The sequence below is a fragment of the Plantactinospora solaniradicis genome (assembly GCF_042658085.1).
GTDB classification, from domain to species: Bacteria; Actinomycetota; Actinomycetes; order Mycobacteriales; family Micromonosporaceae; genus Plantactinospora; species Plantactinospora solaniradicis.
This window is the reverse complement of record NZ_JBHSPR010000085.1, coordinates 175,624-200,451: the sequence shown is the minus strand read 5'-3', so window position 1 is coordinate 200,451 and position 24,828 is coordinate 175,624. Positions and strand designations below refer to the sequence as shown.

The window sequence follows — 24,828 nt, the reverse complement described above, 5'->3', positions numbered from 1 at the left end:
CTTCACATCGCAATAGCTCTGTTGGCAGAGCTATTGTGTCGTCTATCCCAAGACTAGGGGGAACTGGTGGGCACACCGCGCACAGCAGCACGGACCGGCCGGGCCGGGAGCGTCACGCTACTGCTGCTGCTCGGCACCCTCACCGCCGTGGGTCCACTCTCGCTGGACATGTACCTGCCGGCATTTCCCGACATGACCACGGATCTCGCCGCCACCCAGGCCGAGGTGCAACTCTCGCTCACCACCTTCCTGCTCGGCCTCGCCCTCGGGCAACTGGTCTCCGGACCACTCAGCGACCGGTGGGGCCGTCGCTGGCCGGTGTTGATCGGCGTCGCCGCGTACACGGTGTTCAGCCTGCTGTGCGCGTTCGCGCCGTCGGCCGAGTCGCTGGCCGCGCTCCGGCTGGCCCAGGGTGTCGCCAGCGGCACCGGTGTCGTCGTCGCCCGAGCCATCGTCCGGGATCTCTACTCGGGCGTGGCGGCGGCGAAGTACTTCTCCCGGTTGATCCTGATCTTCGGGGTCGCACCGGTCGCCGCGCCGGCCCTCGGCAACCTGGTGCTCCGGTTCGGTTCCTGGCAGGTCGTGTTCATCGCCCTGGCCGTGATCGGCGCGCTGCTGCTCGCGGCGGTCGCCTGGTGGCTGCCCGAGACGCTGCCCGCGCAGCGGCGCAACACCGCCGGACCGCGCGGTACGGCCCGCGCGATGTGGGCCCTGCTCACCGACCGGATCTACCTCGGCTACGTCCTCACCCAGGGACTGGCGTTCGCCGCCCTCTTCGCCTACATCTCCGGATCGTCGTTCGTGGTCCAGAACGTGTTCGCGCTGTCGGCCGGCTGGTTCACCCTGATCTTCGGGGTGAACGCCGCCGCGATGACGGCGGTCGGCCAACTCAACGCCCGGATGCTCGACCGGTTCAGCACCCGCCGGCTACTCGGCACCGCCCTCCTCGCCAGCCTGGTCGCCGCCGCCGTCCTGCTCGTCGGAGCGGTCGCGCACAACCTGCCGGCGGTGGTGGCCGCGCTCTTCGTCTTCGTCGCCTGCGTCGGCATGACACTGCCGAACGGCCTGGCGCTGGCCCTCGACCGCCACCCCGGGCACGCCGGCACCGCCGCCGCCGTGCTCGGCGCGCTTCAGCTGGCCATCGCGGCCGCCATCGCGCCGCTGACCGGACTCGGACCCGACGACAGCGCGACACCGATGGCGGCGGTGGTACTCGGCAGCACCGCGTTGTCGGTGCTGGTGGTCTTCACCATCGCCCGTGGGCGCACCCCGGCCGACCCGGAACCGACCCGCCGGCCGAGTCCCTCCGCGTCCGTTGTCTCCGGATAGTCGACGACTCAGCGTGCTTCCTGGGCCGCCGCCAGCGCGGAGCGCATCGCCGGCACCGGCGCGGCGACGCCGGTGAACTGCTCGAACTGCCCGACCGCCTGGGCCAGCAGCAGATCGAGGCCGGAGACGATCCGGCAGCCGGCCGCCGCCGCTCCCGCCGCGAGCGGAGTCGGCCACGGGTCGTACACGACGTCGAAGACCACGGTCTCGGGACGCCAGGAACCGGCCGCCTCGGCGAAACCGTCGGCGGCACCCCTCGGCACGGTGGAGATCACCACGTCCGCCCGACCCGGATCACCCGGATCGACCCAGTCCCGGATATCGAACCGCACGCCGAGCTTGTCGGCCAGTCGGGCCAGTTCCTCGCCGGCCGCCCGCCGTCGTACCAGGCAGGTGACCCGGCTGGTCTTCAACCGGAGGGCCGCGGCCAGCGCGGCCCGCGCCGTGCCACCCGCGCCGAGCAGCAGCACCTCGGCCCCTTCCGGCACCCCGGCACCGGTCAGCACGTCGACCATGCCGGGCACGTCGGTGTTGTCGGCGGCCCAGGAGCCGTCCGGACGACGTACCAGGGTGTTCGCGGCGCCGATCGCGGCGGCGACCGGGGAGACCACGGTGGCCACCGCGAGCCCCACCTCCTTGAGCGGCATGGTGAGGGACAGCCCGGCCCACTCCGGGCCGAGGTCGGCCACCCGCTGGGGCAGCTCGACCTCGGCGCATTCGATCGCGGAGTACGACCATCCGGTCAGCCCGGCCGCCGCGTAACCGGCGTTGTGGATCACCGGGGAGAGCGAGTGCGCGATGGGCTTGCCCAGCACCGCCGCCCGACGTGTCCGGGTCACCTCAGAGCACGCCGTTCTCTCGGGCCTCCTGGATGTTCCTTTCGTGTTCCTCGTTGGTGGTCGCGAACTTGGTGGTGCCGTTCTTGTCGACCGCCACGAAGAACAGCCAGGTGCCCTTGGGCGGATTCATCGCGCCCTCCAGGGCCTTCTGGCCCGGGCTGTTGATCGGGCCCGGCGGCAACCCTGCCTTGCCGTGCATCCGGTACGGGTTGTTCTTGTCGAAGAGCTCGGCGTCCGTCATCTGCCCGGACGTCTTGGTCTTCTTGCCGGTCAACTCCCAGTAGTAGTTGATGCCGACGTCGAACTCGAGGCAGCCGGTCAGCCCGTTGCCGTTCTTGCAGTAGTGGTTCCCGCTGTAGATCCGGTTGTAGGCCACCCGGGCGACCTTGCCGAGGTCGGCCGTCTTACCGGCCTCGGCCTGGGCCAGCGACGCCACGATCAGCGCCTCGTACGGGCTGATCTCGCGCTCCTTCTGCACCCGGTCGACGAAGTCGATGTCCTCGGCCACGGACATGAACCGGTCCACCATCAGCTTGAGGATCTGCTCCGCGGTCGCGTTCGGCGGCAGCTCGTAGGTGTCCGGGAACAGGAAACCCTCGATCGACTTCCTGACCGCCAGTTTGTCGTCGCGCTTGAACCAGAAGTCCGCGATGCCCAGCCCCTTCAGGTCCTTCGCGGCCTCCTGGAACTCCTTGACCGGGATCTTCGTGTCCTTCGACAGCAGTTTGTAGATCTGCGTCGAGGTGGCGCCCTCGGGGATGAGGAGGCCGTTCACGAGCTTGTTCTTCAGGTCCAGCAGCAGGCCCAGCGCCGCCTCGGCGTTCATCTGCTTGCGGACCTTGTACACGCCCGGCTGGATGTTCTGGCTGCGCGAGTTCGCCTGGGCCGCCTCGATGAAGGCCTTCGTGCTCTTCACGACACCGGCCGCGACCAGGGTGTTGGCGATCTCGGCGATGCTCTGCCCCTGCTCGATCTGGATCTGGGCCTCGCCGGTGCCGTTGCCGTCGTAGTCCGGGGTGACGAAGTAGCCCTGGACCCGGTCGAAGCCGTACCAGCCGACCCCACCCAGCACGCCGAGCAGCACGAACACCATCAGCAGCGCGGCGATCGTCCTACCGCGGCCACCGCGTTTTTTCTTCTTCTTGTTCAGCTTGCGCCGCGCTCCGGGCCGATGCCGTCCCTTCTCCGCACGCTCGTCGAACGCGAGCTCCAAGTCGTCGATCATCCTGTCCGCCTCCGCTGCCTGTCTAGCCAGCTCTGCAGAATCTCCACCGCGGCCGCCTGATCGACCACCGCCCGTTGGCGCCGCCCTCGGACGCCCCGCTCGGCCAGCCTACGAGAAGCCACGACGGTCGACATCCTCTCATCCACCAGATCCACCGGCACCGGAGCTATCGCCGCCGCGACCCGCTGGGCGTACGCCGTCGCGTTGTTCGCCGCGGGTCCGTGTCCCCCGGCGAGTGTCACCGGCAGACCGACCACGACCGTGACCACCTCGTGCAGTTCGACGAGCCGCGCAATTTCCGAGATATCGGTAGGAACGGCATCAATACCGGTCTTGAGGTCTCGGGCCAACGTGACCAGCGGGGTGGCGAGGATCCCATCCGGGTCGGAGACCGCCACGCCCACCCGCACCTGGCCGACGTCCACGCCGAGCCGTACGCCACGGGAAGGTTCGGTCATCCACATCCTCCGCTCAACCGGGTCACGGCCAGGGTCAGCCCGACCGGCGAGCCGTCGTGGCTGAAGATCCAATCACAACGGCCCGTCGGGGAGCAACCGGAGCGGAAAGTCACGCCTCGGCGAGCGCCTTCTCGACCGCGGCCAGCAGGCTCGGCGCCTCGCCGGCAGGCAGGCCGCCGCCCTGGGCCAGATCGGCGTTGCCGCCGCCCCGACCGGAGAGCGCGTCCTTGACCAGGGCAGCCGCCGAGACGCCCCGGCTCTTCGCCGCCGCGTTGATCGCGACCACGAGCGACGCCTTTCCGCCTGCGCGGGCGGCCACCGCGACCACCGCCGGGCGGGCCGGATCGATCTTGCCACGGATCTCCTGGGCGAGGGTACGGACGTCGTTGCCCGCCGCGCCCTCCGGCGCCTCGGTGCCGACGTACGCGACGCCCCGCAGGTCCCGGGCCGCGGCGGCGAGCGCCGCCGCACCGCCGAGCACCATCTGCGCCCGCAGCTTCTCCAGCTCGCGTTCGGCATCCCGCAACTGGGCGACGGTCTGCTCGACCCGGTCGGCCACCTGGTCGCCGGGGACCCGGTACAGCTCGGCCAGCCGGGACACCAGCAGGTGCTCCTTGGCCAGGAACTGGAACGCGTCCAGGCCGACCAGCGCCTCGACCCGGCGTACCCCCGAGCCGATCGACGACTCGGAGAGGATCTTGACCAGGCCGAGCTGCGCGGACCGGGCCACGTGGGTACCGCCACACAGCTCGCGGGCGTAGTCACCGACCTCGACGACCCGCACCTCCTCGCCGTACTTCTCGCCGAACAGCGCCATCGCGCCGATCCGACGCGCCTCCTCCTGCGAGGTGATGAAGGCGTGCACCTCCAGGTCGGCGAGGAGCACCTCGTTGATCTGCTGCTCGACGTCGTTCAACACGCTCGGCGACACCCCGGTCGCGGTGTTGAAGTCGAACCGCAGCCGGCCCGGGGCGTTCAACGAACCGGCCTGGGTCGCCGACTCCCCGAGGAAGTTCCGCATCGTCTGGTGCACCAGGTGGGTGGCGGTGTGCGCGCGGGAGATCGCCCGACGCCGGGTCACGTCGATCTCGGCCAGCCCGGCCTCGCCGGTGCGTACCTCGCCGCGTACCACCCGGGCCCGGTGCACGATCAGGCCCGGCACCGGCTGCTGGACGTCGAGCACCTCGACCTGGCCGCCGCCGACCGTGATCAGGCCGATATCGGGCTGCTGACCACCGCCCTCGGCGTAGAACGGGGTCACGTCGAGCACCAGCTCGACGGTCTCGCCCTCGCCGGCCACCTCGACCGGGCCACCACCGGCACCGAGCAGCGCCCGCACCGACGACTCCCGGGACACCTCGGTGTACCCGGTGAACTGCACCGGCCCGCCGGCATCCAGCACCGTCCGGTACGCGGACAGGTCCACGTGCCCGGTCTTGCGCGCCTGCGCGTCGGCCTTGGCCCGGGCCCGCTGGTCGGCCATCAACCGGCGGAAACCGTCCTGGTCGACCTGTAGGCCCTGCTCGGCCGCGATCTCCAGGGTCAGGTCGATCGGGAAGCCGTACGTGTCGTGCAACTGGAACGCCTTGTCCCCGGAGAGCCGGGCTCCCCCCGCCGACCTGGTCTCGGCGATCGCCGTGTCCAGGATCGTGGTACCGGCCCGCAGCGTGGAGAGGAAGGCGTCCTCCTCCGCGTACGCGTACGACGAGATCCGCTCGAACTCCGTCGCCAACTCCGGGTACGACGGGGACATGCAGTCCCGGGCCACCGGGAGCAACTCCGGCAACGCCCGGTCCTGCCAGCCCAGCAGCCGTACCGCCCGGATCGCCCGCCGCATGATCCGGCGCAACACGTAGCCCCGACCCTCGTTGGCCGGAGTCACCCCGTCACCGATCAGCATCAGCGCGGTCCGCACGTGGTCGGCGACCACCCGCAGCCGTACGTCGTCCGGATGCGACTCGCTCGCCGCGTGCCCGGAGTGCGCCCCGTACCGCTTCCCGGTCAGCTCCGCCGCCCGGTCCAGGATCGGCCGCACCTCGTCGATCTCGTACAGGTTGTCGACCCCCTGCAGGATCGACGCCATCCGCTCCAGGCCCATGCCGGTGTCGATGTTCTTCGCCGGCAGGTCACCCAGGATCGGGAAGTTCTCCTTGTCCGTGCCCGGACCCCGCTCGAACTGCATGAAGACGAGGTTCCAGAACTCCAGGTACCGGTCCTCGTCGACCGCCGGACCACCCTCGGCGCCGTACGCCGGGCCCCGGTCGTAGTAGATCTCCGAACACGGCCCGCACGGCCCCGGGATCCCCATCGACCAGAAGTTGTCCGCCTTGCCCCGCCGGACGATCCGCTCCGCCGGCACCCCGATCTTCCGCCAGATCGCCTCGGCCTCGTCGTCGTCCAGGTAGACCGTCGGCCAGATCCGCTCCGGATCCAGCCCGAAACCGCCCTCGGCCAGCGGCTTGGTGACCAGGTCCCAGGCCAGCGAGATCGCGCCGTCCTTGAAGTAGTCACCGAACGAGAAGTTGCCGTTCATCTGGAAGAACGTGCCGTGCCGGGAGGTCTTCCCCACCTCGTCGATGTCCGGGGTACGGATGCACTTCTGCACCGACACCGCCCGCCGGTACGGCGGCGTCTGCTGGCCGAGGAAGTACGGCACGAACTGCACCATGCCGGCGTTGACGAACAGCAGGTTCGGGTCGTCGATCGCCGGCAGCGGAGCGGACGGGACCACGGTGTGCCCGTTGGCCTCGAAGTGCGCCAGGTAGCGCCGCTTGACTTCCGCCGTTTTCATCTGGTGCCTTCCTCCGGAAACAACTCGCGGTCGCCGATCCGGGGGTCCTCGCGCAGTTCGGCGAACTCGTCGTCGAACGCCACGCCCTCGGCGAACGCCTCGTGGATCTGCTGCTCACGTTCGGCCATGCCGTCCCGAACATCGTCGGCGAACTCCCGCAGCGCCTGGACCAGGCCACCGGCGGACTCCGACAGCGAACTGGCGATGCCGCCCGGGGTGTACGCCTGTGCCGTGCGGGTCACCTTGCGGACGACCAGCGCACCGACGGCGAGCCCGATGCCCAACCAGAGCAGTCGCTTCATGGCCTCATCCTTCCTCGTACCACCGGTGCCGGGAGCGGCGGGTTCAGCGCTGGCCGCGCCGGCTGGCCCGGCGCTGCTGCTTGAGGGTGGTACGGACCTCGCGCTCCTGCTCGGCGTGCCGGCGTGCTGCCGCGGCCTTGCGGACGCCGTATCCGAACGCCGCCACCTTGACCAGGGGGTTCGCCGCGGCGGCGGAGACCACGGTGGCCAGGTTGGCGACGTTGGCGGTGACGTTCTGGGCGTGGCCGGTCATCGTATCGATCTTGGCGAGTTGGATGTTCACCCCGTCCAGCGAGGTGTGCACCTGTCCCAGCGCGGTGTTCACGTTCTCCACGGTGACGTTCATGTTGCTCAGCAGCGGCGCGCTCCGGTCGTTGAGGTCGTTGATCGCCCGGGTGGCCGCGTCGACGGTGCTACCCAGCCGCCAGATGGGCCTGGCCAGCACCAACACCAGCATCAGGAATGCCCCGGCCGCGACGAGCGCGGCGATCTGGCCGATCTCTCCAGCGTCCACCCGTGTCCTCCTCTATGCACCGTCTCGAATCGCGCGACCGTCTCACCCGGACACCCGGTGCCGCCGGCCGGCGGCCGACCCGGGGCATCCATCGGAGCACCAACGTCCAACCCTACCGTCGGTGACGACCGCCGGCCTCACGACGGGGTCGGTGTGGGCGTCAGGCCACCCAGCGGATCGTCGGTGAGGAGCGGATCCGGGTCCTCGCCGGTGAGCGACGGATCAGTGCTCGGTTGGGGACCGAACCGCTCGTCCGCGATGGCGTTCCGGACCTTGATCGAGACCAGCGATCCCTCGCAGTCCCCGGCGCCCCGGGCGGTCGCGTCCGGCGTCGCACCGGGAACGGGCTGGCCCGCCGGGGGTGCCTGACAAGCGGGCTGCCGCACCCACAGGTCGAGCGTCAACTCGTCCCGACGCCAGCACGTGTAGTGCCCCTCCACCTGCTGCTCGGGGCAGAACGCCACCTTCCACGGCTGCCAACCCTCACGACCCAGCGCGGTCTCGTAGACCTCCGCCGTCTCCTCCCACTTCCGGTCGGAGGAGACCGTCCGTTCCCGGAACCGGCACTCGATGAAGCACCACCGGCTGCCGCTCACCCCGTCGACGGGGTCGGTCGCCGCCCAGGCGGGCACCGCCAGCGCGTCGAGGGAGTTGAACACCGGGTCGCGGGTGGCGGCCCGGATCCCGAAGTACATCGGCAGCGCACCCAGCACCAGCAGGCTCGCCAGCAGCAGGGCGATGGCCTTCAGCCGCCGTTGCTCCCGGAGCTGACGGCGGATCTCGGCCCGCGCCCCCCGCACCGGTATTGCACCGGTCGAGGTCGGACCGGGCTCCTCGGTGCCCAGCGGCCGGTCCGGCAGCACGCCGACGGCCGACTCGCTGCGCGCGGGCGCGGCAGCGGACCGGATCGCGCCCTCGGGGCGTACGGGGCCGTCGGGGCGGAGCGGACCTTCCGGCCGCAGGGCCGGGCGTGCCGGACCGTCGGGCCGGAGCGGGCCGTCGGGGCGTACGGGGCCGTCGGGGCGGAGCGGGCCGTCGGGTCGTACGGGACCGTCGGGGCGGAGCGGGCCGTCGGGTCGTACGGGACCGTCGGGGCGTACGCCCGGGGCGGGCCGGACGGCGGCCGCGGCGGCCGCCGGGCGCGCGGACTCGCCCGGCACCGGCCGGGGAACCGTTCCCGGACCGACCGGAGGGACGCCGCCGGACGGTACCGAGACCGGCCCGGTCCGGGGCGGGGCCGCCGGAAGGCGGACGGGTGCGGCCGCCCGGCCCGAACCGACGGGACCAGCAGGTCCGCCGGGGCCACCCGGCACCCGGGCGGGACCGCCCGGACCGCCGGTTGCACCCGGCGCCCGGCCGGAGGGCCCATCGTCGACCCGCCCCGGTCCGGGTGCCCGGACGGCACCCCGGTCGGCGGGCTCGACGGGAGAGCGGGCACCCCGCAGGGCATCCCGCCCGGCCGGCTCGACGGGAGAGCGGGCACCCCGCAGGGCATCCCGCCCGGCCGGCTCGACCGGGGAGCGGCGAGCCGGTGTGACACCGGGCGGCCCGACGACACCGCTCGTCGGCAGCACGTCGTCGCGGGGGTCGACGCCAGCACGCGGAAGTCCACCAGCGGCGGCCGGACCGCCCACCACACCGCCGCCCCGGGGCCCGCCCGGAACCGGCGGAACCGACCGGCCCGGACCGCCGGGCGCCGGAATGTCGGCGTGGGCGCCACCACTCTGTGGTGACACGGCGCCGTGCCGGCCGGGTACGACCGGTGGCGGCCCACTGTGTCGTCCGCCGCCCGGCCCACCGTCGGCCGACGCCGGCCCGGACGCGGCGCCGGCCGGTCGGACCCGTGGAACCCGCCCCAGCGTCTGGGGGTCGTTGCTCGGTGGCGCCTCGTGCCGACCGCCCTCGCGTCCGGGGAGCGGGCGCTCGGCGTCCAGGCCGGGTGGCCCGGACGAGGGCCGGTCGACCGGCCTGCCGGGGCCGGTCGCCGGTGCGGGGCCGACCGGAACACCCGCCACCGGCGGGAACCCGGTCGGCCCGGCTCCGGAACCGGGAACGGGAGTTTCGTATCCGCCGGCCGGACTGGCCGACCGGGCGCTTCCCCGACCGGCCTTCCTGATCCAGTCCGCCGGCCGGGCCGGATGGCCCCCGGAGGGTCCGGCCGAACGGGCCGACGCCGCGTCGTGGTCCGCGCCGGTGACGGTGGAATGCGCCCCGGTGGCCTCGTGCGCCGCCGGACCGCCGGGGTACGGGGTCGCGCCGGGCCAGCGTGGGTCGCCGGGGCGTACCGGCTCGGCCGAGTCACGCTCGCCGCGCCCCTGGCGCCCGGATGCGGCCCCTCCGGTCGGCAGCGGCGGCGCGTTACCCGACGTGGGTACGACGAGGTCGCCGGTCGCCGACCCGGTGGGGGATCCGAACCGCCCGCCGGGGGCCGCCGGGCCACTGCCGAGCCCTGGTTCGCCCGCCGGTGGGACCGGAGTGCCGAAGTCGCCGGCCGGCGAGACCGGTGGGCGTCCGTGCCGACCGCCGACCGGGCCGGTGGCGTCTGGTGGCGCCGCCCGCCGCCCCACGGGCGGTTCTTCGGCCCGCGCTCCCGCCGCCCGCCGCCCCGTCGGTTCGAGCGGCGGAGCCCCGTGCCGAGGTCGGTGCGCGGCGGTGTCTTCGGGATCGTTGCCGCCCGGCTCACCCGGCCAGGGGCCGGCGCCGGAACGCGGCGTGGCCGGCTCACCCGACCACGGACCGGTACCCGGACGGGGGGTGGCCGGCTCACCCGGCCACGGACCGACACCGGGTCCGGTGCCGGTCGGCTCGACGCGCTCGGCCGGCGGACGCCGGTCCGAGGTCGGTCCGGTCCAGGCTCCCGGACGACCCAGCTCGGTCGCCGGATCGCTCGGTCGGCCGGGCCGGCCGAGCGGCGGGGCCGGCACGACCGGTGGCCGGTCCGGCGGTCCGGATGGCACCGCCGATGGTCGGGGTTCGCCGGGGCGGGGCGGCAGACCGGGCTCCGCGGAGTCCGCCGCGCGCCGGTCCGGTACCGGCGCTCCGGGCGGTGGTGGGGCGTCGCCACCCCGGCCCCGAACCGGCTCGGGCCCGACCGCCGGATCCGCTCCCGGTGACGCCGGCGGGGCGCCGGAGTCCGGTCCGAGTTCCGGCAACCGGTCGTAGGCGCTTGGCGGACGTACGGGTGGGTCGGCGGAGGTGCCGCCGGCCGGGCCGATGTCCGCCTGCTGCTCCTTGGCGGTACGCAGGTCGGCGATCCAGCCGAGTTCCTCGCCGCTGACCTCCGGCTCCTCGGGTACGGCGGCGGCCTCCGGCTTCCCCCGACCCCAGCGGCGGCCCTTGCCCCGTGGTTCCCGCCGCTCGTCGTGGCCGTCCTCGCCCCGCTCCGAACCGCGCGATCTCACTGGTCTTCCTCCCCCGCGGGTGCCCCGCCGCCGTCTGCCGTCACCTTGCCGTTCACGGCCCCTTCCGTCACCTTGCCCGCGTCGGCCCGCTCGCCGGCCGGCACGTCGACGCCTGTCGGACGTACCCCGTTCGCCGGACGTACGCCGTCGTCGAGCGCCGGGGCGGGCTGTCCGCGGACTATCCGGCGCAGCAGGGGCAGCCGGGTGCCGACCGCCCGCTCCGCGCCGTGTGCTCCCGGCTGGTAGTAGTCCACTCCGACCAGATCGTCCGGCGGATACTGCTGGGTCACCACGCCCCGCTGGTCGTCGTGCGGGTAGCGGTAGCCGGTGCCGTGTCCCAGTCCCCGGGAGCCGGGGTAGTGGGCGTCGCGCAGCGACCTGGGCACTGCTCCCCCACGCCCCGCGCGTACGTCCCCGATCGCCGCGCCGATCGCCGTGGTCGCCGAGTTGGACTTGGGCGCGGTGGCCATGTGGATCACCGCCTGGGCGAGGTTGAGCTGCGCCTCCGGCAGGCCCACGTACTCGACCGCGTGCGCGGCGGCGGTGGCCACGCTCAGCGCACCCGGATCGGCCATCCCGACGTCCTCGCTGGCGAAGATGACGATCCGGCGGGCGATGAACCGGGCATCCTCGCCCGCCACCAGCATCCGGGCCAGCCAGTGCAGTGCGGCATCCACATCGGAACCCCGCATGCTCTTGATGAACGCGCTGACCACGTCGTAGTGCGCGTCCCCGTCACGGTCGTAGCGGACCGCCGCCACGTCGACCGCCTGCTCCGCGGTGGGAAGGTCGATCACGGTGCCGCCCAGCGCCCGCGCCGAGCCGGCCGCCGCCTCGAGCGCGGTGAGCGCCTTGCGTACGTCACCGTTGGCGAGCCGGACCAGGTGGTCCTCGGCGTCCTGGGCGAGGCTCAACGCACCAGCCAACCCGCGCTCGTCGGTGACGGCGCGGCGCAGCAGTCCGCGTACCGCCTCGTCGTCCAGGGGTTGCAGGGTGAGCAGTACGCACCGGGAGAGCAGCGGCGAGATGACCGAGAAGTACGGATTCTCGGTGGTCGCCGCGAGCAGCGTCACCGTCCGGTCCTCGACCGCGGCCAGCAACGAATCCTGCTGGGTCTTGCTGAACCGGTGCACCTCGTCGATGAAGAGCACGGTGGGGCGGCCGCCGGCCCGGCGTTCGCGACGGGCCGTCTCGATCACCGCACGCACGTCCTTCACCCCGGCCGACAGTGCCGACATCGCCACGAAGCGCCGCTCGGTGGCGCCCGCCACCAGGTGCGCGATGGTGGTCTTGCCGCTGCCCGGCGGCCCCCACAGGATCACCGACATCGGCGACGTCCCGGTCACCAGTTGCCGCAGCGGTGCGCCCGGTGCGAGCAGATGGTCCTGACCGATCAACTCGTCGAGGCTGGTCGGACGCATCCGTACCGGCAGCGGTGAGTCCGCGGACGGTACGGTGAGGCCGTCGGCGCCGGTCCCGGCCGGCGCGGTACGCCCGCCAGCGGGATCGACGAGTGAGAATAGGCCGTCGGACTCCATCACGAAGACAGTACCGGCCCGGTTATCGGTGCCGGAAATGCACCGATAACTGGGCCGGTCGCGATCCGGCGCAAATCAGCCCCGACCTGGCCGGCGGCCCCGATACCACCGCCCGCCGCCACCCGCGGTGCCCGGGCCACGTCCCACCCCGGCGAGGTAGAGGGCGAGGCAGAGCAGACCGATCAGCACCAGAGTGGGGAAGTTGAACAGGTCAGGGGCACCAAGGTTCTCGTTGAACAGGTCCAGCAGCAGCGCGAAAGCGAAGACGCCGGCGGCGATGTAGGCGAGCATCAGTTCCTCCCGGTGGGGGTCCCAGTAGGTCGGCCAGGATGTACCCGACGGCGACCTCCGCCAATCCACCCCCGGGCACGTTGCCGAACAGATGTCGGCAACCCCGCCGGCGGCCGGCGCCGGTCGGCACTAGCCGCGGTTCGGACGCACCGACTCGCCCGGCCGATCCTGCGTGGCGCCCCGCTGGCGGACCAGGTCCGGTCGACCCGTCGGCGGCGCACCCGACCCCGGCGGCTCCGAGACGGGCTCGGCCCGCTCCGCACCGGTTCCGACCCGCTCCACACCGGGCTCGTCCTGCTCCGATCCTGGCCCGACCGGCTCCGGATCCGGCGCGGTCCGGTCCGACCCGGCTCCGGGCGCGCGTCGGGCCGCCCACCAGGCGGGCAGGTAGAGCGGGGCGGCGGCGGCCAGCACCACGGCGCCGACCAGCATCGCCGTGCTGACCGTCGTCGCCCCGGCCAGTGCGGTCAGCAGTACCCCGCCGAGCGCGCCGGCCGGCTGGGCCACCATCGAGTTGAGCGAGACGACACTGTTCCGGTACGGGCCGTCCACCTGCCGGTGCAGCAGTCCCATGTGCATCGGGTTGGACGCACCGTGCACCGCATAACAGAAGAGGTAGGCGGCGATGATCCCGGCCGGCCCCGCCAGCAGCGCCATCCCGACCACGGTTGCCCCCTGGAGAATCCGGAGCAGCGCGGCGCTCAGCGGCACGCCCAGCCACCGACTGGCGTACGCGATCACCGCCGCGCCGCCCGCGGAGGCGAGCCAGGCCGCCGAGGCGGTCGGACCGAGCAGCGCCGCTGCCCGATCCGGATCACCGAGCACCTCGGAGAGGCGTACCGGGAGCAGCACCTCGAAGGTGACCATGCCGAAGCCCCAGAACAACTCGACGGCGACCAGCGCGAGCACGATCCGGGACCGGCGCAGCAGCCCGAACGCGCCACCGATCACGCCCGGTACCGCCCGCAGTGAACCGCGCAGCGTGGCGACACCGCCGGCCGGACGTACCTCGACCAGCAGCAGGAGCAGGGCGATCAGGGCGACGATCTCGAGGGCGATCGCGACCACCAACGGCAGGGTGAGCGCGCTGACCGGGCCGATCGGGCCCAGCGCGACCAGGCCGCCGCTGGCCAGTGCCCCGGCGCCGATGCAGATGCCGAGAACCACTCCCCCGCCGCTGAGCCCCTGTTCGATGGGCGCGTCGGGGTCGGCGGCCAGTGCGGCGTCGACGTACCAGGACTCGAGGGGGCCGCTGTCCAGGGCCCGGAAGATCCCCTGGAGCACGAACGTCAGGAAGAACAGGCCGACCGAGTCGGCGACCAGGAACAGGGCCAGCGAGCCGAGATTGATCAGCGCGGCGGCGACCAGCACCGGCTTGCGGCCCAGCGCGTCGGCGAGACCGCCGGTCGGCAGTTCCAGGGCCAGCACCACCAGTCCCTGCGCGGCGACGACGAGGCCGATCTCGGGAAGACTGAGCCCTCGTTCCAGCAGCAGCAGGGTCATGACGGGGATCAGGAAGCCGGTCGGCAGCCACCGCAGTCCGTGCAGGACCAGATAGCGACGTCGTGCCTGGCGGGTGGTCAACGTGGTCACGGCTGTTCCTCCTCGTCGTCGTATCCGTCCAGGGGGATCGGCCCACCCACCGGGAAGCTGTGCAGGTAGATCAGCACCTGCTCGGCGCCGTCCTCGGGCTCGGCCACGGCCGGGCGGTCGATGACCGGGAGCGCGTGGCGGTAGCGGTTGATCACGGCCCACATCTCGTCGTTGAGCTGCCGCAACTGCGGCGGGGTCAGCCGGAGCACCGAATCGGAGAAACTGGCCGCGTCCCGCCACTCGACCGAGTAGTTGTGCTGCTCGCTGACCCAACGCTCGGCGAGGTCGGCATGGAGCCGCAGCGCGTGCCGGTGCAGCCAGTCGGCCGCGGCCAGGGCGTCCGGGTCGTCGTCGAAGTCGGTCCGGCGCCAGCTACTGATCTGGTGCGCCGCCTGCCACCAGCGCTGCCGGCCGGTGCCCTGGTCCGCCTCCACCACCAGGCCGGCCTGGGCGAGCTGGCGCAGGTGGTAGCTGGTGGCGCCGGTGTTGGTGTGCAGTGCCTGGGCGAGGCTGGTCGCGGTGGCCGGGCCCTGTCTGCGCAGCGCGATGAGGAGTCGGGAGCGGAGCGGGTGGGCCAGCACGCGGATCTGCGCGCTGTCCAGCCGCACCAGGGACGGGCTGTCGTCGGGATCCGACCGTTCACTCGTCATGGATGCACAATACTTGTGCATAATCTGTTTGCACAATAGTTGTGCATACTGCCGGGACGGAGATCCGGGCATGGAGTTCGCTGGGTCAGCGAGGACTCGGGGCCGGGCACGTGACCCGGCCGTGCGCCGGGCACGTGAACCCGACCGTGCGCCGATGGCGCAGTCAGCCCGCCGGAAACAGTTCGCTGACGCCGCGAAGCCGGGTCCTCAGCAGTTCCCCGGCCCGGGTGCTGTCGAGGCGCACCTCGGCCGGCACGGACAGCCCGGCCTCGACCACGCTGGAGATCTGGAGTCCGCCCAGGTCGAGGCGGTAGTGCCGGGCGACCAACCCGGCGAGTTCAACCCGGTCGACCGCCTCCGGGCCGCCCAGGTTCAGCGGGCCGGCAAAGTCGGACCCGAGCAGTTCGAGCACCGCCTCGGCAAGGTCCACCACCGACACCGGACACCGGATCAGGTCCCGGAACACCGCCACCCCCGGCACCCCGGAGAGGGCGTCGAGGCAGAGCCGGACCTGCTTGCTGTGCGCGTCGCCGACGATCAACGAGCAGCGCAGCACCGCCGCCGCCGGGTGGACGAGTCGGACCGCCGTCTCCGCCGCCGCCTTCGCCGCACCGTACGGGTAGACCGGGCTCGGCGGCTCGTCGTCCAGGTACGGCTCCGGGCGCCCGCCGTGCAGCGCGTCACTGGACAGGTGCACCAGTCGGGCTCCCACGTCGGCGGCGGCCATCGCCACGTACGCGGCACCGTCGGCGGTGACCGCCCAGTCCCCGTACAGGTAGCTGGCACTGACCACCGCGCGTGGCCGGACCCGGTGGACCAGCGCACGTACCGCGAGCGGATCCCGGACGTCCAGCCGGCGCCAGTCCACACCGTCGACGACGCCGGCCGCCCGGTGGTACGTCCCGACCACCGGCCATCCGCCGTCCACCGCCCGGCGGCACACCTCGCCCCCGAGGTGGCCGCTGGCCCCGACCACGAGCAGCGTCACCGGCCCGACCTCGGCGACGACGAACCGGACACGGGTGCCACCGGCCTCGGGGCGAGCGCCGCCGAGCCCGGCGGGAGCGGCAGGCACCGCACGGACGTGCCGGCCGGGTCCGTGGACCCGACCGGCACACCGTCAGCAGGCGCCGTACTCATCTCGTCGCGACCGGCGACCCCGGTACCGCTCAACCTCCCGGGAAGGCATCCGGGTCGACATCGCTGGTACGCGCGTTGCCACCCGCCACCGGAGTCAACGTGATGGTCCAGATCGTGTACTGGCTGGAGGTGGTGGTGAACTTGAAGGTGTCCTCGAACCGCGAGAAGTTGCAGTCGCGGCTGAACGCCTTGGCCTTCGCGTCCCAGTCCTTGCCACTGGTCATGTAGATCCGGTACGTGCCGTCCTTGATGCTGGAGACCGTGAACTTCCCCTTGGCCCGGACGTACACGCTCACCGTCGGAGACTTGGCGCTGCCGAGAACCACGTTGATCACCGCATCGGTGCTGCCACCGTTCTCGATCTTGAGCTGTCCCTGACCGCTGCGGACCCGCTTCAGGAACGTGCCGTTCTTGGCCCGCCGGTTGGTGTCCGTGGCCTTCTTCGGCACGAACGAACCGACCTGGTACGGCTGTGCGGGATCCGCCGAGGCGAGCGCCTGCTGCGCGGACCGCACGTCCTCACTCGCCGCTTCCCGGCTGAGCCGGGCGAGCGCCGACGAGCCGAGGCAGACCTCGCCGGCACCGGCGGCCGAGCCCGTCTCCGCCACCGAGTCGCCCAGGCCCTCCAGCCCACGGAGCAGGTCGGCGTGCGCCGTCGCGGCGTTCGCCGGCGGAACCACCTTGGAGAGCGCCTCGATCTGCTGGTTGAGCGCGGTCTCGATGCCGTCCACCGCCGAGCCGACCGCCTTGGGGTTCTTCGCCCCACCGAGCTTGGTGAAGGCCGGCGCCACCGCCTTGTCGACCTCGGCCAGCAGGGCCTGGTACTCCTGGGCGCTGATCGGCTGGGCGGCGGCCGGCGTGTCGTTGCCGGAGCCGGAGGCGTTCTTTCCGGTCGGGTCGTCCGAACCGCGGCCGTTCATCCAGAGGAGCAGCGGCACGGCGAGCGCGATCAACAGCACCAGGGCGACCGCACCGCCCACGATGGCGAGAATCTTGCCCCGGCCGGACTTGGCCGGCGGCGCGGGTGGGAAGGCGCCGAACTGGGGCGGTCCCCCGAACTGGGGCGGCCCGCCGAAGTGGGGCGGTCCACTGAACGGGGCGGTCGGCGGCGCCGACGTCACCGGGGGCACCGGGCCCGCGCCGTACGGCGACGTGGGCGGGGCCGACGTCGGCGGCGGAGTCGCACCGAACGGCGTCGTGGGCGGCCCGCCGTACGGGTTCGGCGGCGGCGGCGCGCCGAACGGGGCGGTCGGGGGTGCCGACGTCACCGGCGGGACCGGACCCGCACCGTACGGCGACGTGGGCGGCAGCGGGCCCGCGCCGTACGGCGACGTGGGCGGGGCCGACGTCGGCGGCGGAGTCGCACCGAAGGGCGCGGCCCCGAACTGTGGTGGGATCGCACCGCCCCCGCCCGGCACGATTCGGACCTGCACGTAGGCGTCCCGGGGCGGCCCCCCGGGCATTGTCGCCGGTCCGATGCCGGGCAGTCGGAGGACGGTGCCATCGCTGAGTCCGGCCGGGAGACGCAGCGGCATGCTCTGTCCCGACCACGGCAGGACGACGGTCCGAACGATCTCGGACCCCGCCTCGCTCGGGTCTATGTCGATAATCAGATCAGGGTTGGGCGCCATGGTCCGAGTATGAGCATCCGAGGCAAGTCTTTTGACGGCCACCCCCGGCCGACCAGATGTCGGCCGGGGACGAGCCGGCACGAGTCGGTCAGGAGGGCTCGACCGGAGCGGCCACTCCCGCAGTCCCGCCCTGCGGCGCGGCAGCGGCCTTCGGCTTCGCATCGATGCCCGCCTCCGCCCGCTGCTGCGCCGTGATCGGGGTGGGCGCGCTGGTCAGCGGGTCGAATCCGCCCCGCGTCTTGGGGAACGCGATCACCTCGCGGATCGACTCGGCGCCGGCCAGCAGCATGCAGACCCGATCCCACCCGAACGCGATGCCGCCGTGCGGCGGCGGGCCGTACTTGAACGCCTCCAGGAGGAACCCGAACTTGTCGGTCGCCTCGTCCGGGGTGATGCCGAGCAGGTCGAAGACCCGACGCTGTACGTCCGCCCGGTGGATACGGATCGAGCCGCCGCCGATCTCGTTGCCGTTGCAGACGATGTCGTACGCGTACGCCAGCGCGCGGTCCGGAGCCTCCTCGAACCGGTCCACCCAGTCCGCGTTCGGCGAGGTGAACGGGTGGTGCACGGCGGTCCAGCCGCCCTCGTCCGTGCGCTCGAACATCGGCGCGTCGACCACCCAGCAGAACGCCCAGGCGCTCTCGTCGACCAGTCCCGCCCGCTTGGCGATCTCGATCCGGGCCGCGCCGAGCAACTCCTGCGCCTCCCGCCGCTCCGTACCCGCGGCGAAGAAGACCGCGTCACCCGGCTTGGCGCCGACGGCGTCGGCCAGCCCGGTGAGGTGCTCCGCGGAGAGGTTCTTGGCCACCGGTCCCCGGGCCTCGCCGGACTCGGCGTCCAGCACCACGTACGCCAGGCCACGGGCACCGCGCGCCTTGGCCCAGTCCTGCCAGCCGTCCAGCTCCTTGCGGGTCTGCCCGGCGCCGCCCGGCATCACCACCGCACCGACGTACCCACCGGCGTTGATCGCGCCGGCGAACACCCGGAACTCGGTGCCGCGCAGGTAGTCCGTCAGTTCGGTCAACTCGACCCCGTAACGGAGGTCCGGCTTGTCCGATCCGTAGCGGTCCATCGCGTCGTGCCAGGTGATCCTCGGGATCGGCTGGCTGATCTCGTGCCCGGCCAGCTCCCGCCAGAGCGTGCCGACGATCTCCTCGCCGAGGTCGATCACATCATCCTGCGTGACAAACGACATCTCGATGTCGAGCTGGGTGAACTCCGGCTGCCGGTCGGCCCGGAAGTCCTCGTCCCGGTAGCAACGGGCGATCTGGTAGTACCGCTCCATCCCACCGACCATCAGCAGTTGCTTGAACAACTGCGGGGACTGCGGCAGGGCGTACCAGGTTCCGGGCTGGAGGCGTACCGGGACCAGGAAGTCGCGCGCGCCCTCCGGCGTCGACCGGGTCAGGGTCGGGGTCTCGATCTCCAGGAAGTCACGCTCGTGCAGCACGCCCCGGGCGAGGTGGCTGGCCCGGGACCGCAGCCGCATCGCCCGGGCCGGACCGCCGCGACGCAGGTCGAGGTAGCGGTACTTGAGCCGTACGTCGTCGCCGGCCTCCACCTGGTCGTCCACCGGCAGTGGCAGCGGCGCCGCCTCGGAGAGGATCTCCAGTCGGCTGACCGTGACCTCGATCTCGCCGGTGGGCAGTTCCGGGTTGTCGTTGCCCTCGGGGCGCCGGGTCACCTCGCCGGTGACCTTGATGCAGAACTCGTTGCGCAGCGCGTGGGCCGAGTCCATGCCCTCCCGGAACACCACCTGCACCACGCCGGAGCCGTCCCGGAGGTCGACGAAGATGACGCCGCCGTGGTCCCGCCGACGGGCCACCCAGCCGGCGAGGGTCACCGTGGTGCCGGCGTGCGCCGCCCGCAGGGTGCCGGCGTCATGGGTACGGATCACGACAACTGTCTCCTCACAAGTAACCGGATGGTCCGGGCTGCTGCCCTGACATTCTGTCAGGACGGCCCGAACCGCCCGGCGCCCCACCCGGAGATCGCGGGTCCCCGGTCAACCCGCGCGTCGGGCCAGCCCTGGCCGGGTCCGGACGAAGGTGGCGGCGAGCAGGGTGGCGAGCGCCGCCGGGACGGCCACCACGAGAAGCAGCCGCCCCCAGGGCGTCTGCCAGTCCGCTCCGGCGTCGAACGCGACGTACCCGGCGGCCGGGCCGATACCGGCGAGCAGGCCGAGCGGTGCACCCAGGCCGACCACCACGGCGGCCTGCGCGGCCGTGATCCGGCGCCGGACCCCGGGTGCGGCCCCGACCGCGGTCATCGTGGACAGGTCGTCGCGCATCTCGGACCCGGCGAGTCCGACGGCGACCAGGCTCGCCGCCACGGTCACCACCGCGCTGACCACGGCGAGCACGTAGAACATGGTTCGGGGATCGGTGCCGGCCACCCGGACCGCGGCCGGCTCGACCGTGAACGGCGCACCCCGGACCGGCTCGGCGGCGAGCTGCGCCCGGAGCAGGATGGTGGTCGCCGCCGCGAGTTCGTCCGGTCGCGGCGTCCGGGTGGTGTCCACCAGCAGGTGACCGGCCGTCGGGGTGAGGCCGAGCCGCCGCGCGGTGGCTTCGGAGACCAGCACTCCGGGCAGTTCCCGGAAGTACTCGCCGCGCACCGCCACCACGGCGGGCAGCAGCTTCGGCCCGTCGTCGCCGATCGCGCCCGCGACCTGCCCGTCCACCACGAGCCGGTCGTTGAACGCCACCGCCGCACCGTTCCGCAGAGCGTCGAGTTCGGCCGTCGTCGCGTCCCGACCGGTGACGGCCCGGATCGTCTCGGCTCCACCGACCGCGATGCCGACCTGGTCGGCGGCGGCCGCCGCGGCACCGGTCAACTGTTCGACCATGACCTCGGGATGGGCCCAGCGTGTTCCCGGGCGGGTCGGGTCGACCGCCGTTCGCAACGCGACCGCGCTCCGGGCCGGCAGCGCGTCCGCGAGGCGCCCGATCCCGTCCGGACCGAGTACGGCGGCCGCCTCGGCGGGCAGGAGGACCTGTCCGTCCCGGGCGTCCCGCCAGGCCTGCGCCGCCTCGCCCCGGGCCGCACCGACCAGGGTCAACGCCACGCTGCCGGCGACGGCGGCACTGACCGCGGCCACCGCCGCCGCCGTACGGAGGTGGTGCCGCGCGGCGTGCCGGAGCGCGAGCCGTCCGGACAGCGGCAGCAGCCACGCGGTCCGCCCGATGGCCCGCACCAGGGCGGGTGTACCGGCGGTGACCCCGAGCAGCAGGGCCACGCCGCCCGCCACGATCAGTTCGGTCCGGCCGTCCGGGCGCGCCGCCTGGAACAGGGTCACGGTGCCACCGGTGAGCAGCACGAGTCCCAGCCCCAGCCAGCCCAGATCCGCCCGGGACCGGGTTCGTAGGCCACCGAGGGCGGCCCGGAGCGGCCCCCGGCCGGCGGTCCGGGCCGGCAGGTACGCGGCGACCAGCCCGATCGCGATGGTCGCCGCCGCCACGCCGGCGACGGACCAGCCCGGGACCGACACGTCGATGATCGGATGATCGGCGACCCGCTCGATGGTCGGACCGACGAGAGCGAAGGTGGCCAGGCCCAGGGCGCTCCCGATACCGGCGGCGACGGCGCCGAGCACCAGTCCGCCGGCGAGCACGACCCGACCCACCTGGCGCGGGTTGCCGCCCACGGCAGCGATCAGGGCGAGTTCCCGGCGCTGGCGCCGCGCGCCGACCAGGAACGCGGCACCGGTCAACAGGACCACCTGGGCCGCGGCGAAACTGACCACCAGCGCCGTGGCCGCGGCCTGCGTCGCCCGGTACGCCGCGGGCGGACTCAGGCTCTGCCGGTCCGTGGCGGTGTAGCTCTGCCCGGCCTCGCTCCACGAGCCGTCACCGTGATGGGTGATCTCACCCGGCCCGACCGGCGGACGGATCCAGACCGAGGGGTCACCCGCCACGTCGACCAGCAGACTGCGGCTCGCTCCCGCCGACAGTGCCACGTCGGGGGGCACGACCAGCGCGGCGAGCTTCAACGACCGGCTCAGGTCGATGATCCCGACAACGGTCAGCCGCCGCTGCGGCATTCCGGCCTCGATCTGGTCGCCGATCCCGGCGCCGAGCCGCGCCGCCATCGCACTGCTGAGGGCGACCTCGGCGGCGCCCCGGGGTGCCGTGCCGGCCCGGAGCACGTACCGGCCCCGGTTGAGCGGGTCGGTGGGGTCCGTCGCCTCGTACTCGTGGCCGGCCAGCCCGCCGCTGGGAAGGGCCACCACGGTCCGGCCGACGGCGTGCGGCACGGTACGGCTGCCGGCCGGCAGGGTGGCGACCACCCTGCGCAGTTCCGCCGGCTCCGCCGACAACACGACGTCGGCCGCACCGATCTGGAAGTCGAGGTCGCGTCCCAGGCTCGCCACGTTTGCCCAGGCGACCACGAGCAGGGTCGCGGCGTACGCGGGCAGCAGGAGCATCAGCAGGATCAGTACGCTGCGTCCCCGGTTCCGCGCGGCCGAGCGCCGGGCGATCCGCACCGCGGTACGCCACGAGCCAACCAACTCGCCGGTCATGGCGTCTCCTCGCCGCGCTCGTCGGCGCCACGACTCCCACGACCGAACTGGCCGATGCCCTCGCCGCACTCGGTCATGGCCGCCCGCCCAGCAGTTGTTCGGGAGTGCTCCGGGGACCGGTGGAGTCGACGAGCCGGCCGTCGCGCAGGAATATTGCGCGGTCGGCCCAGCCCGCGTACCGGGGCTCGTGGGTGACCAGCACTCCGGCCGCGCCCGCTTCTACGTGCGCCCGGAGCACCTCGAGGACCGCCTCGCCGGTCTGCGAGTCGAGCGCACCGGTCGGCTCGTCGGCCAGCACCAGCCGGCGCTGGCCGATCAGGGCCCGGGCGATCGCGATCCGCTGCTGCTGACCGCCGGAGAGCTGGTCGGGGAAGCGCTGCGCCAGTTCGCTCAGGCCGACCTCGGCCAACGCGGCGATCGCCTCCCGGCGGGCGGACCGGGGCGGTACGCCGGCCAGCTCGCGGGGCAGGGCGACGTTCTCCGCCGCGGTGAGGTCGGTGACCAGGTTGTAGTCCTGGAACACGTAGCCGATCCGGTCGCGGCGTAACCGGGCCAGCCCGGCGGCGCCCAACTCGGCGAGTTCGACCCCCTCGACCTGGACCGATCCCCGGGTCGGCGTGTCCAGCCCGCCGGCCAGGGCGAGCAGGGTGGACTTGCCCGAACCGGAGGGACCCATCACGGCCACCAGTTCGCCCGCGACGACGTCGAAGGCGACCCCGTCCAGGGCCCGTACCTCGGTGTCGCCGGACTGGTACGTCCGACTAACGTCGGTGAACCGCAGCACCACCTCGCTCACCGGGCCGCCTCCGAGTCACGCCGCTCCACCTGGGTCGCGGCCGACGGCGAGCGTCGCCGGGTCCGTCGACGGAGCACCGTCGCCTCCACGTGGTCAAGCCAACGGATCTCGCTCTCCAGCGTGAATACCAGGTGGTCGAGGAGGAGCAGCCAGGCGACGTCGTCGTCCCGGTCGGCCCGCCGACGCAGGTCGGTGAAGTCCCGCATCTGCCGCATCGACTCGGTGCGCTGGGCCTGGACGACGGCGGTCACGTCGACGTCCGGGGTCGCCGCGGCCATGGCGAGCTTGATAGCCAGCTCACTGCGGGGCCGATCGGTGTCGGTGACCGGGGTGGCGAACCAGTCCGACAACGCCGTCCGACCGTCGTCGGTGATGGCGTAGATCGTCCGACCCTCGTCGTTGGCGCCGACCGAGGCGACCAGACCGTCACGGTCCAGGCGTTCCAGCGTGGTGTAGAGCTGACCGACGTTGAGCGCCCAGGTGCCACCCGTACGCGCGTCGAATTCGGTTCGAAGCTGGTAGCCGTACTTGGGTCCGTCGGCGAAGAGAGCCAACAGCCCCCAGCGCACCGCGTTTCGCTGCATGCGGAGGAGGTTACTCGATAACTAGTTACTTAGTAAATAACCCAATCTTTCGTACTGGCGTTCGACCAGGGTTATCATCGCGGCATGACAGCCGGTGCCTACCAGCCCTCGATGCTGGACCTCGCTGCGGATGACGGCATCGTCGGCGACGGCGCCGGACTCGGCCCACTCGCCGGACGGATCCGCCGGCACATACTGAGCCGGGGCGCCTGGGTCGACCACCTGCCCGGCTGGGTCAACGGATCCGATGCGGTGCTGCACACGCTGCTGACCGACGTCGACTGGCAGGCGGAGCGCCGCCGGATGTACGACGGAGTGGTCGACGTCCCTCGCCTGCTCCGCTGGTACGACGGGGACGAGCCGCTACCGCACGCGGTGCTCACCGAGGCCCGGCGCAGCCTGACCCGGCACTACGCCGCCGAGTTGGGCGAGCCGTTCGTCACCGCGGGGATGTGCCTGTACCGCACCGGGCGGGACAGCGTCGCCTGGCACGGCGACACCATCGGCCGCTCGGCCCGCGAGGACACGATGGTGGCGATCGTCTCCTTCGGTGCGCCTCGGCCACTGCTGCTACGTCCGCGCGGCGGCGGGACGAGCCTGCGTTTTCCGCTCGGCCACGGTGACCTGATCGTGATGGGCGGTTCCTGCCAACGGACCTGGGAACACGCGGTCCCGAAGACGGCCCGCCCGGTCGGCCCCCGGGTCAGCGTGCAGTTCCGGCCCGTTGGCGTCGCCTGAACCAGCGCGGTTCCCGGCCCGTCGGCATGACCAACCCGAACCGAGCCGTCATCGCAGGTGAAGGTCGTCCTGCCGGCTGCGGGGGTCCGAAACGAGGGTGCGGATCTGGCCGATCGTCGCGTTCGGGGCCGGAATCGCCGAGCGCCATCGTCGGATCATCGTCGTCGCCTCCCGGACCACGGCCCGAAGTTCGGACACCTCACGGGCCGCCTTCTCCACCTGCTGCCGGGCGACGATCGTCTCCGCCTCCAGCTCCGCGATCCGGAGCTTGAGCGGTTGGACCAGGGTCAACGCGGTGTCGGTCAGTACGTCGGCAGCCTCGGAGTTGACCTTGCCAGGTGATGCCAGACAGTCCGAAGAGGCCCACCACGACGAGGCCGAACGCCCAGATCTGTTCCAGGACGTCGGGCATGGCGACGGCGACCGATCGTGGCCGGCTGTCGAAGCCGATCGACAGGCTTCCGCACACCACCGCGCTGGCCAGTG

21 protein-coding genes are annotated in these 24,828 nt (G+C 72.7%); 3 read left to right on the top strand and 18 right to left on the bottom strand.

The window, feature by feature from the left end; all coding sequences use genetic code 11:
• Positions 1-66: 66 nt before the first annotated feature.
• Positions 67-1,329, top strand: coding sequence for a multidrug effflux MFS transporter (locus ACFP2T_RS44720; RefSeq protein ID WP_377433282.1), 1,263 nt, complete (start codon positions 67-69; stop codon positions 1,327-1,329).
• Between the two features lie 8 nt (positions 1,330-1,337).
• On the opposite strand, the gene ACFP2T_RS44715 is transcribed toward ACFP2T_RS44720, so the two are convergent.
• The 13 genes from ACFP2T_RS44715 to ACFP2T_RS44655 all read right to left on the bottom strand — a co-directional run bounded on the left by ACFP2T_RS44715 (position 1,338) and on the right by ACFP2T_RS44655 (position 17,051).
• The gene (locus ACFP2T_RS44715) at positions 1,338-2,168 is read right to left on the bottom strand and encodes a shikimate dehydrogenase (protein ID WP_377433280.1); all 831 of its coding nucleotides are present in this window, start codon (positions 2,166-2,168) and stop codon (positions 1,338-1,340) included.
• Between the two features lies 1 nt (position 2,169).
• The gene (mltG, locus tag ACFP2T_RS44710; protein ID WP_377433278.1) at positions 2,170-3,393 is read right to left on the bottom strand and encodes an endolytic transglycosylase MltG; all 1,224 of its coding nucleotides are present in this window, start codon (positions 3,391-3,393) and stop codon (positions 2,170-2,172) included.
• Positions 3,390-3,851 (bottom strand): Holliday junction resolvase RuvX, encoded by a 462-nt coding sequence (ruvX, locus tag ACFP2T_RS44705; RefSeq protein ID WP_377433276.1) that lies wholly within the window; start codon positions 3,849-3,851, stop codon positions 3,390-3,392. The genes mltG and ruvX overlap by 4 nt, the downstream gene beginning before the upstream one ends.
• Positions 3,852-3,960: 109 nt before the next feature.
• Positions 3,961-6,642, bottom strand: a complete 2,682-nt coding sequence (gene alaS / locus ACFP2T_RS44700; protein ID WP_377433274.1) for an alanine--tRNA ligase — start codon at positions 6,640-6,642, stop codon at positions 3,961-3,963.
• Positions 6,639-6,944: a hypothetical protein gene (locus ACFP2T_RS44695; RefSeq protein WP_377433273.1), complete on the bottom strand. Its 306-nt coding sequence runs from the start codon at positions 6,942-6,944 to the stop codon at positions 6,639-6,641. Before ACFP2T_RS44695 ends, alaS begins: the two co-directional genes overlap by 4 nt.
• Before the next feature lie 43 nt (positions 6,945-6,987).
• On the bottom strand, positions 6,988-7,458 hold the full coding sequence (locus tag ACFP2T_RS44690; RefSeq protein ID WP_377433271.1) for a DUF948 domain-containing protein: 471 nt from the start codon (positions 7,456-7,458) through the stop codon (positions 6,988-6,990).
• 137 nt (positions 7,459-7,595) lie between these two features.
• Entirely contained in the window at positions 7,596-8,264 is a 669-nt protein-coding gene (locus ACFP2T_RS44685; RefSeq protein WP_377433554.1) for a hypothetical protein, read from the bottom strand.
• 2,591 nt (positions 8,265-10,855) lie between these two features.
• Complete coding sequence (locus ACFP2T_RS44680) at positions 10,856-12,397, bottom strand: replication-associated recombination protein A (RefSeq protein WP_377433269.1); 1,542 nt, start codon at positions 12,395-12,397, stop codon at positions 10,856-10,858.
• 75 nt (positions 12,398-12,472) lie between these two features.
• On the bottom strand, positions 12,473-12,688 hold the full coding sequence (locus ACFP2T_RS44675) for a hypothetical protein (RefSeq protein ID WP_377433267.1): 216 nt from the start codon (positions 12,686-12,688) through the stop codon (positions 12,473-12,475).
• Between the two features lie 129 nt (positions 12,689-12,817).
• A complete protein-coding gene (locus tag ACFP2T_RS44670; protein WP_377433266.1) occupies positions 12,818-14,281 on the bottom strand; it encodes an MFS transporter in 1,464 nt (487 codons plus the stop codon).
• Positions 14,278-14,931, bottom strand: coding sequence for an ArsR/SmtB family transcription factor (locus ACFP2T_RS44665; RefSeq protein ID WP_377433264.1), 654 nt, complete (start codon positions 14,929-14,931; stop codon positions 14,278-14,280). The genes ACFP2T_RS44670 and ACFP2T_RS44665 overlap by 4 nt, the downstream gene beginning before the upstream one ends.
• Before the next feature lie 163 nt (positions 14,932-15,094).
• Positions 15,095-16,006 carry a sugar nucleotide-binding protein gene (locus tag ACFP2T_RS44660; protein WP_377433262.1) on the bottom strand — a complete coding sequence of 304 codons (912 nt, stop codon included), beginning with the start codon at positions 16,004-16,006 and terminating at the stop codon, positions 15,095-15,097.
• Positions 16,007-16,100: 94 nt separating this feature from the next.
• Positions 16,101-17,051 carry a hypothetical protein gene (locus tag ACFP2T_RS44655; RefSeq protein ID WP_377433260.1) on the bottom strand — a complete coding sequence of 317 codons (951 nt, stop codon included), beginning with the start codon at positions 17,049-17,051 and terminating at the stop codon, positions 16,101-16,103.
• A 13-nt stretch (positions 17,052-17,064) separates the two neighbouring features.
• Here ACFP2T_RS44655 and ACFP2T_RS44650 point away from each other — a divergent pair, with 13 nt between their 5' ends.
• Positions 17,065-17,508, top strand: a complete 444-nt coding sequence (locus ACFP2T_RS44650) for a hypothetical protein (RefSeq protein ID WP_377433258.1) — start codon at positions 17,065-17,067, stop codon at positions 17,506-17,508.
• 282 nt (positions 17,509-17,790) lie between these two features.
• On the opposite strand, the gene aspS is transcribed toward ACFP2T_RS44650, so the two are convergent.
• From aspS to ACFP2T_RS44630, 4 genes are all read right to left on the bottom strand, one after another.
• Positions 17,791-19,599 carry an aspartate--tRNA ligase gene (aspS, locus tag ACFP2T_RS44645; protein ID WP_377433256.1) on the bottom strand — a complete coding sequence of 603 codons (1,809 nt, stop codon included), beginning with the start codon at positions 19,597-19,599 and terminating at the stop codon, positions 17,791-17,793.
• 108 nt (positions 19,600-19,707) lie between these two features.
• Positions 19,708-22,224 carry an ABC transporter permease gene (locus tag ACFP2T_RS44640; RefSeq protein WP_377433254.1) on the bottom strand — a complete coding sequence of 839 codons (2,517 nt, stop codon included), beginning with the start codon at positions 22,222-22,224 and terminating at the stop codon, positions 19,708-19,710.
• A gap of 73 nt (positions 22,225-22,297) precedes the next feature.
• Complete coding sequence (locus tag ACFP2T_RS44635) at positions 22,298-23,020, bottom strand: ABC transporter ATP-binding protein (protein WP_377433252.1); 723 nt, start codon at positions 23,018-23,020, stop codon at positions 22,298-22,300.
• On the bottom strand, positions 23,017-23,604 hold the full coding sequence (locus ACFP2T_RS44630) for a PadR family transcriptional regulator (protein ID WP_377433251.1): 588 nt from the start codon (positions 23,602-23,604) through the stop codon (positions 23,017-23,019). The genes ACFP2T_RS44635 and ACFP2T_RS44630 overlap by 4 nt, the downstream gene beginning before the upstream one ends.
• Positions 23,605-23,688: 84 nt before the next feature.
• Here ACFP2T_RS44630 and ACFP2T_RS44625 point away from each other — a divergent pair, with 84 nt between their 5' ends.
• A complete protein-coding gene (locus ACFP2T_RS44625; RefSeq protein ID WP_377433249.1) occupies positions 23,689-24,342 on the top strand; it encodes an alpha-ketoglutarate-dependent dioxygenase AlkB in 654 nt (217 codons plus the stop codon).
• 48 nt (positions 24,343-24,390) lie between these two features.
• On the opposite strand, the gene ACFP2T_RS44620 is transcribed toward ACFP2T_RS44625, so the two are convergent.
• On the bottom strand, positions 24,391-24,633 hold the full coding sequence (locus ACFP2T_RS44620; RefSeq protein WP_377433247.1) for a hypothetical protein: 243 nt from the start codon (positions 24,631-24,633) through the stop codon (positions 24,391-24,393).
• Positions 24,634-24,828: the final 195 nt, after the last annotated feature.

Excerpts from the sequence above, each read along its gene's own strand:
- mltG (WP_377433278.1), bottom strand. The coding sequence starts at position 3,393 with ATGATCGACGACTTGGAGCTCGCGTTCGACGAGCGTGCGGAGAAGGGA.
- ruvX (WP_377433276.1), bottom strand. The coding sequence starts at position 3,851 with ATGACCGAACCTTCCCGTGGCGTACGGCTCGGCGTGGACGTCGGCCAG.
- alaS (WP_377433274.1), bottom strand. The coding sequence starts at position 6,642 with ATGAAAACGGCGGAAGTCAAGCGGCGCTACCTGGCGCACTTCGAGGCC.
- ACFP2T_RS44695 (WP_377433273.1), bottom strand. The coding sequence starts at position 6,944 with ATGAAGCGACTGCTCTGGTTGGGCATCGGGCTCGCCGTCGGTGCGCTG.
- ACFP2T_RS44680 (WP_377433269.1), bottom strand. The coding sequence starts at position 12,397 with ATGGAGTCCGACGGCCTATTCTCACTCGTCGATCCCGCTGGCGGGCGT.
- ACFP2T_RS44675 (WP_377433267.1), bottom strand. The coding sequence starts at position 12,688 with ATGCTCGCCTACATCGCCGCCGGCGTCTTCGCTTTCGCGCTGCTGCTG.
- ACFP2T_RS44665 (WP_377433264.1), bottom strand. The coding sequence starts at position 14,931 with ATGACGAGTGAACGGTCGGATCCCGACGACAGCCCGTCCCTGGTGCGG.
- ACFP2T_RS44640 (WP_377433254.1), bottom strand. The coding sequence starts at position 22,224 with ATGACCGGCGAGTTGGTTGGCTCGTGGCGTACCGCGGTGCGGATCGCC.
- ACFP2T_RS44630 (WP_377433251.1), bottom strand. The coding sequence starts at position 23,604 with ATGCAGCGAAACGCGGTGCGCTGGGGGCTGTTGGCTCTCTTCGCCGAC.
- ACFP2T_RS44625 (WP_377433249.1), top strand. The coding sequence starts at position 23,689 with ATGACAGCCGGTGCCTACCAGCCCTCGATGCTGGACCTCGCTGCGGAT.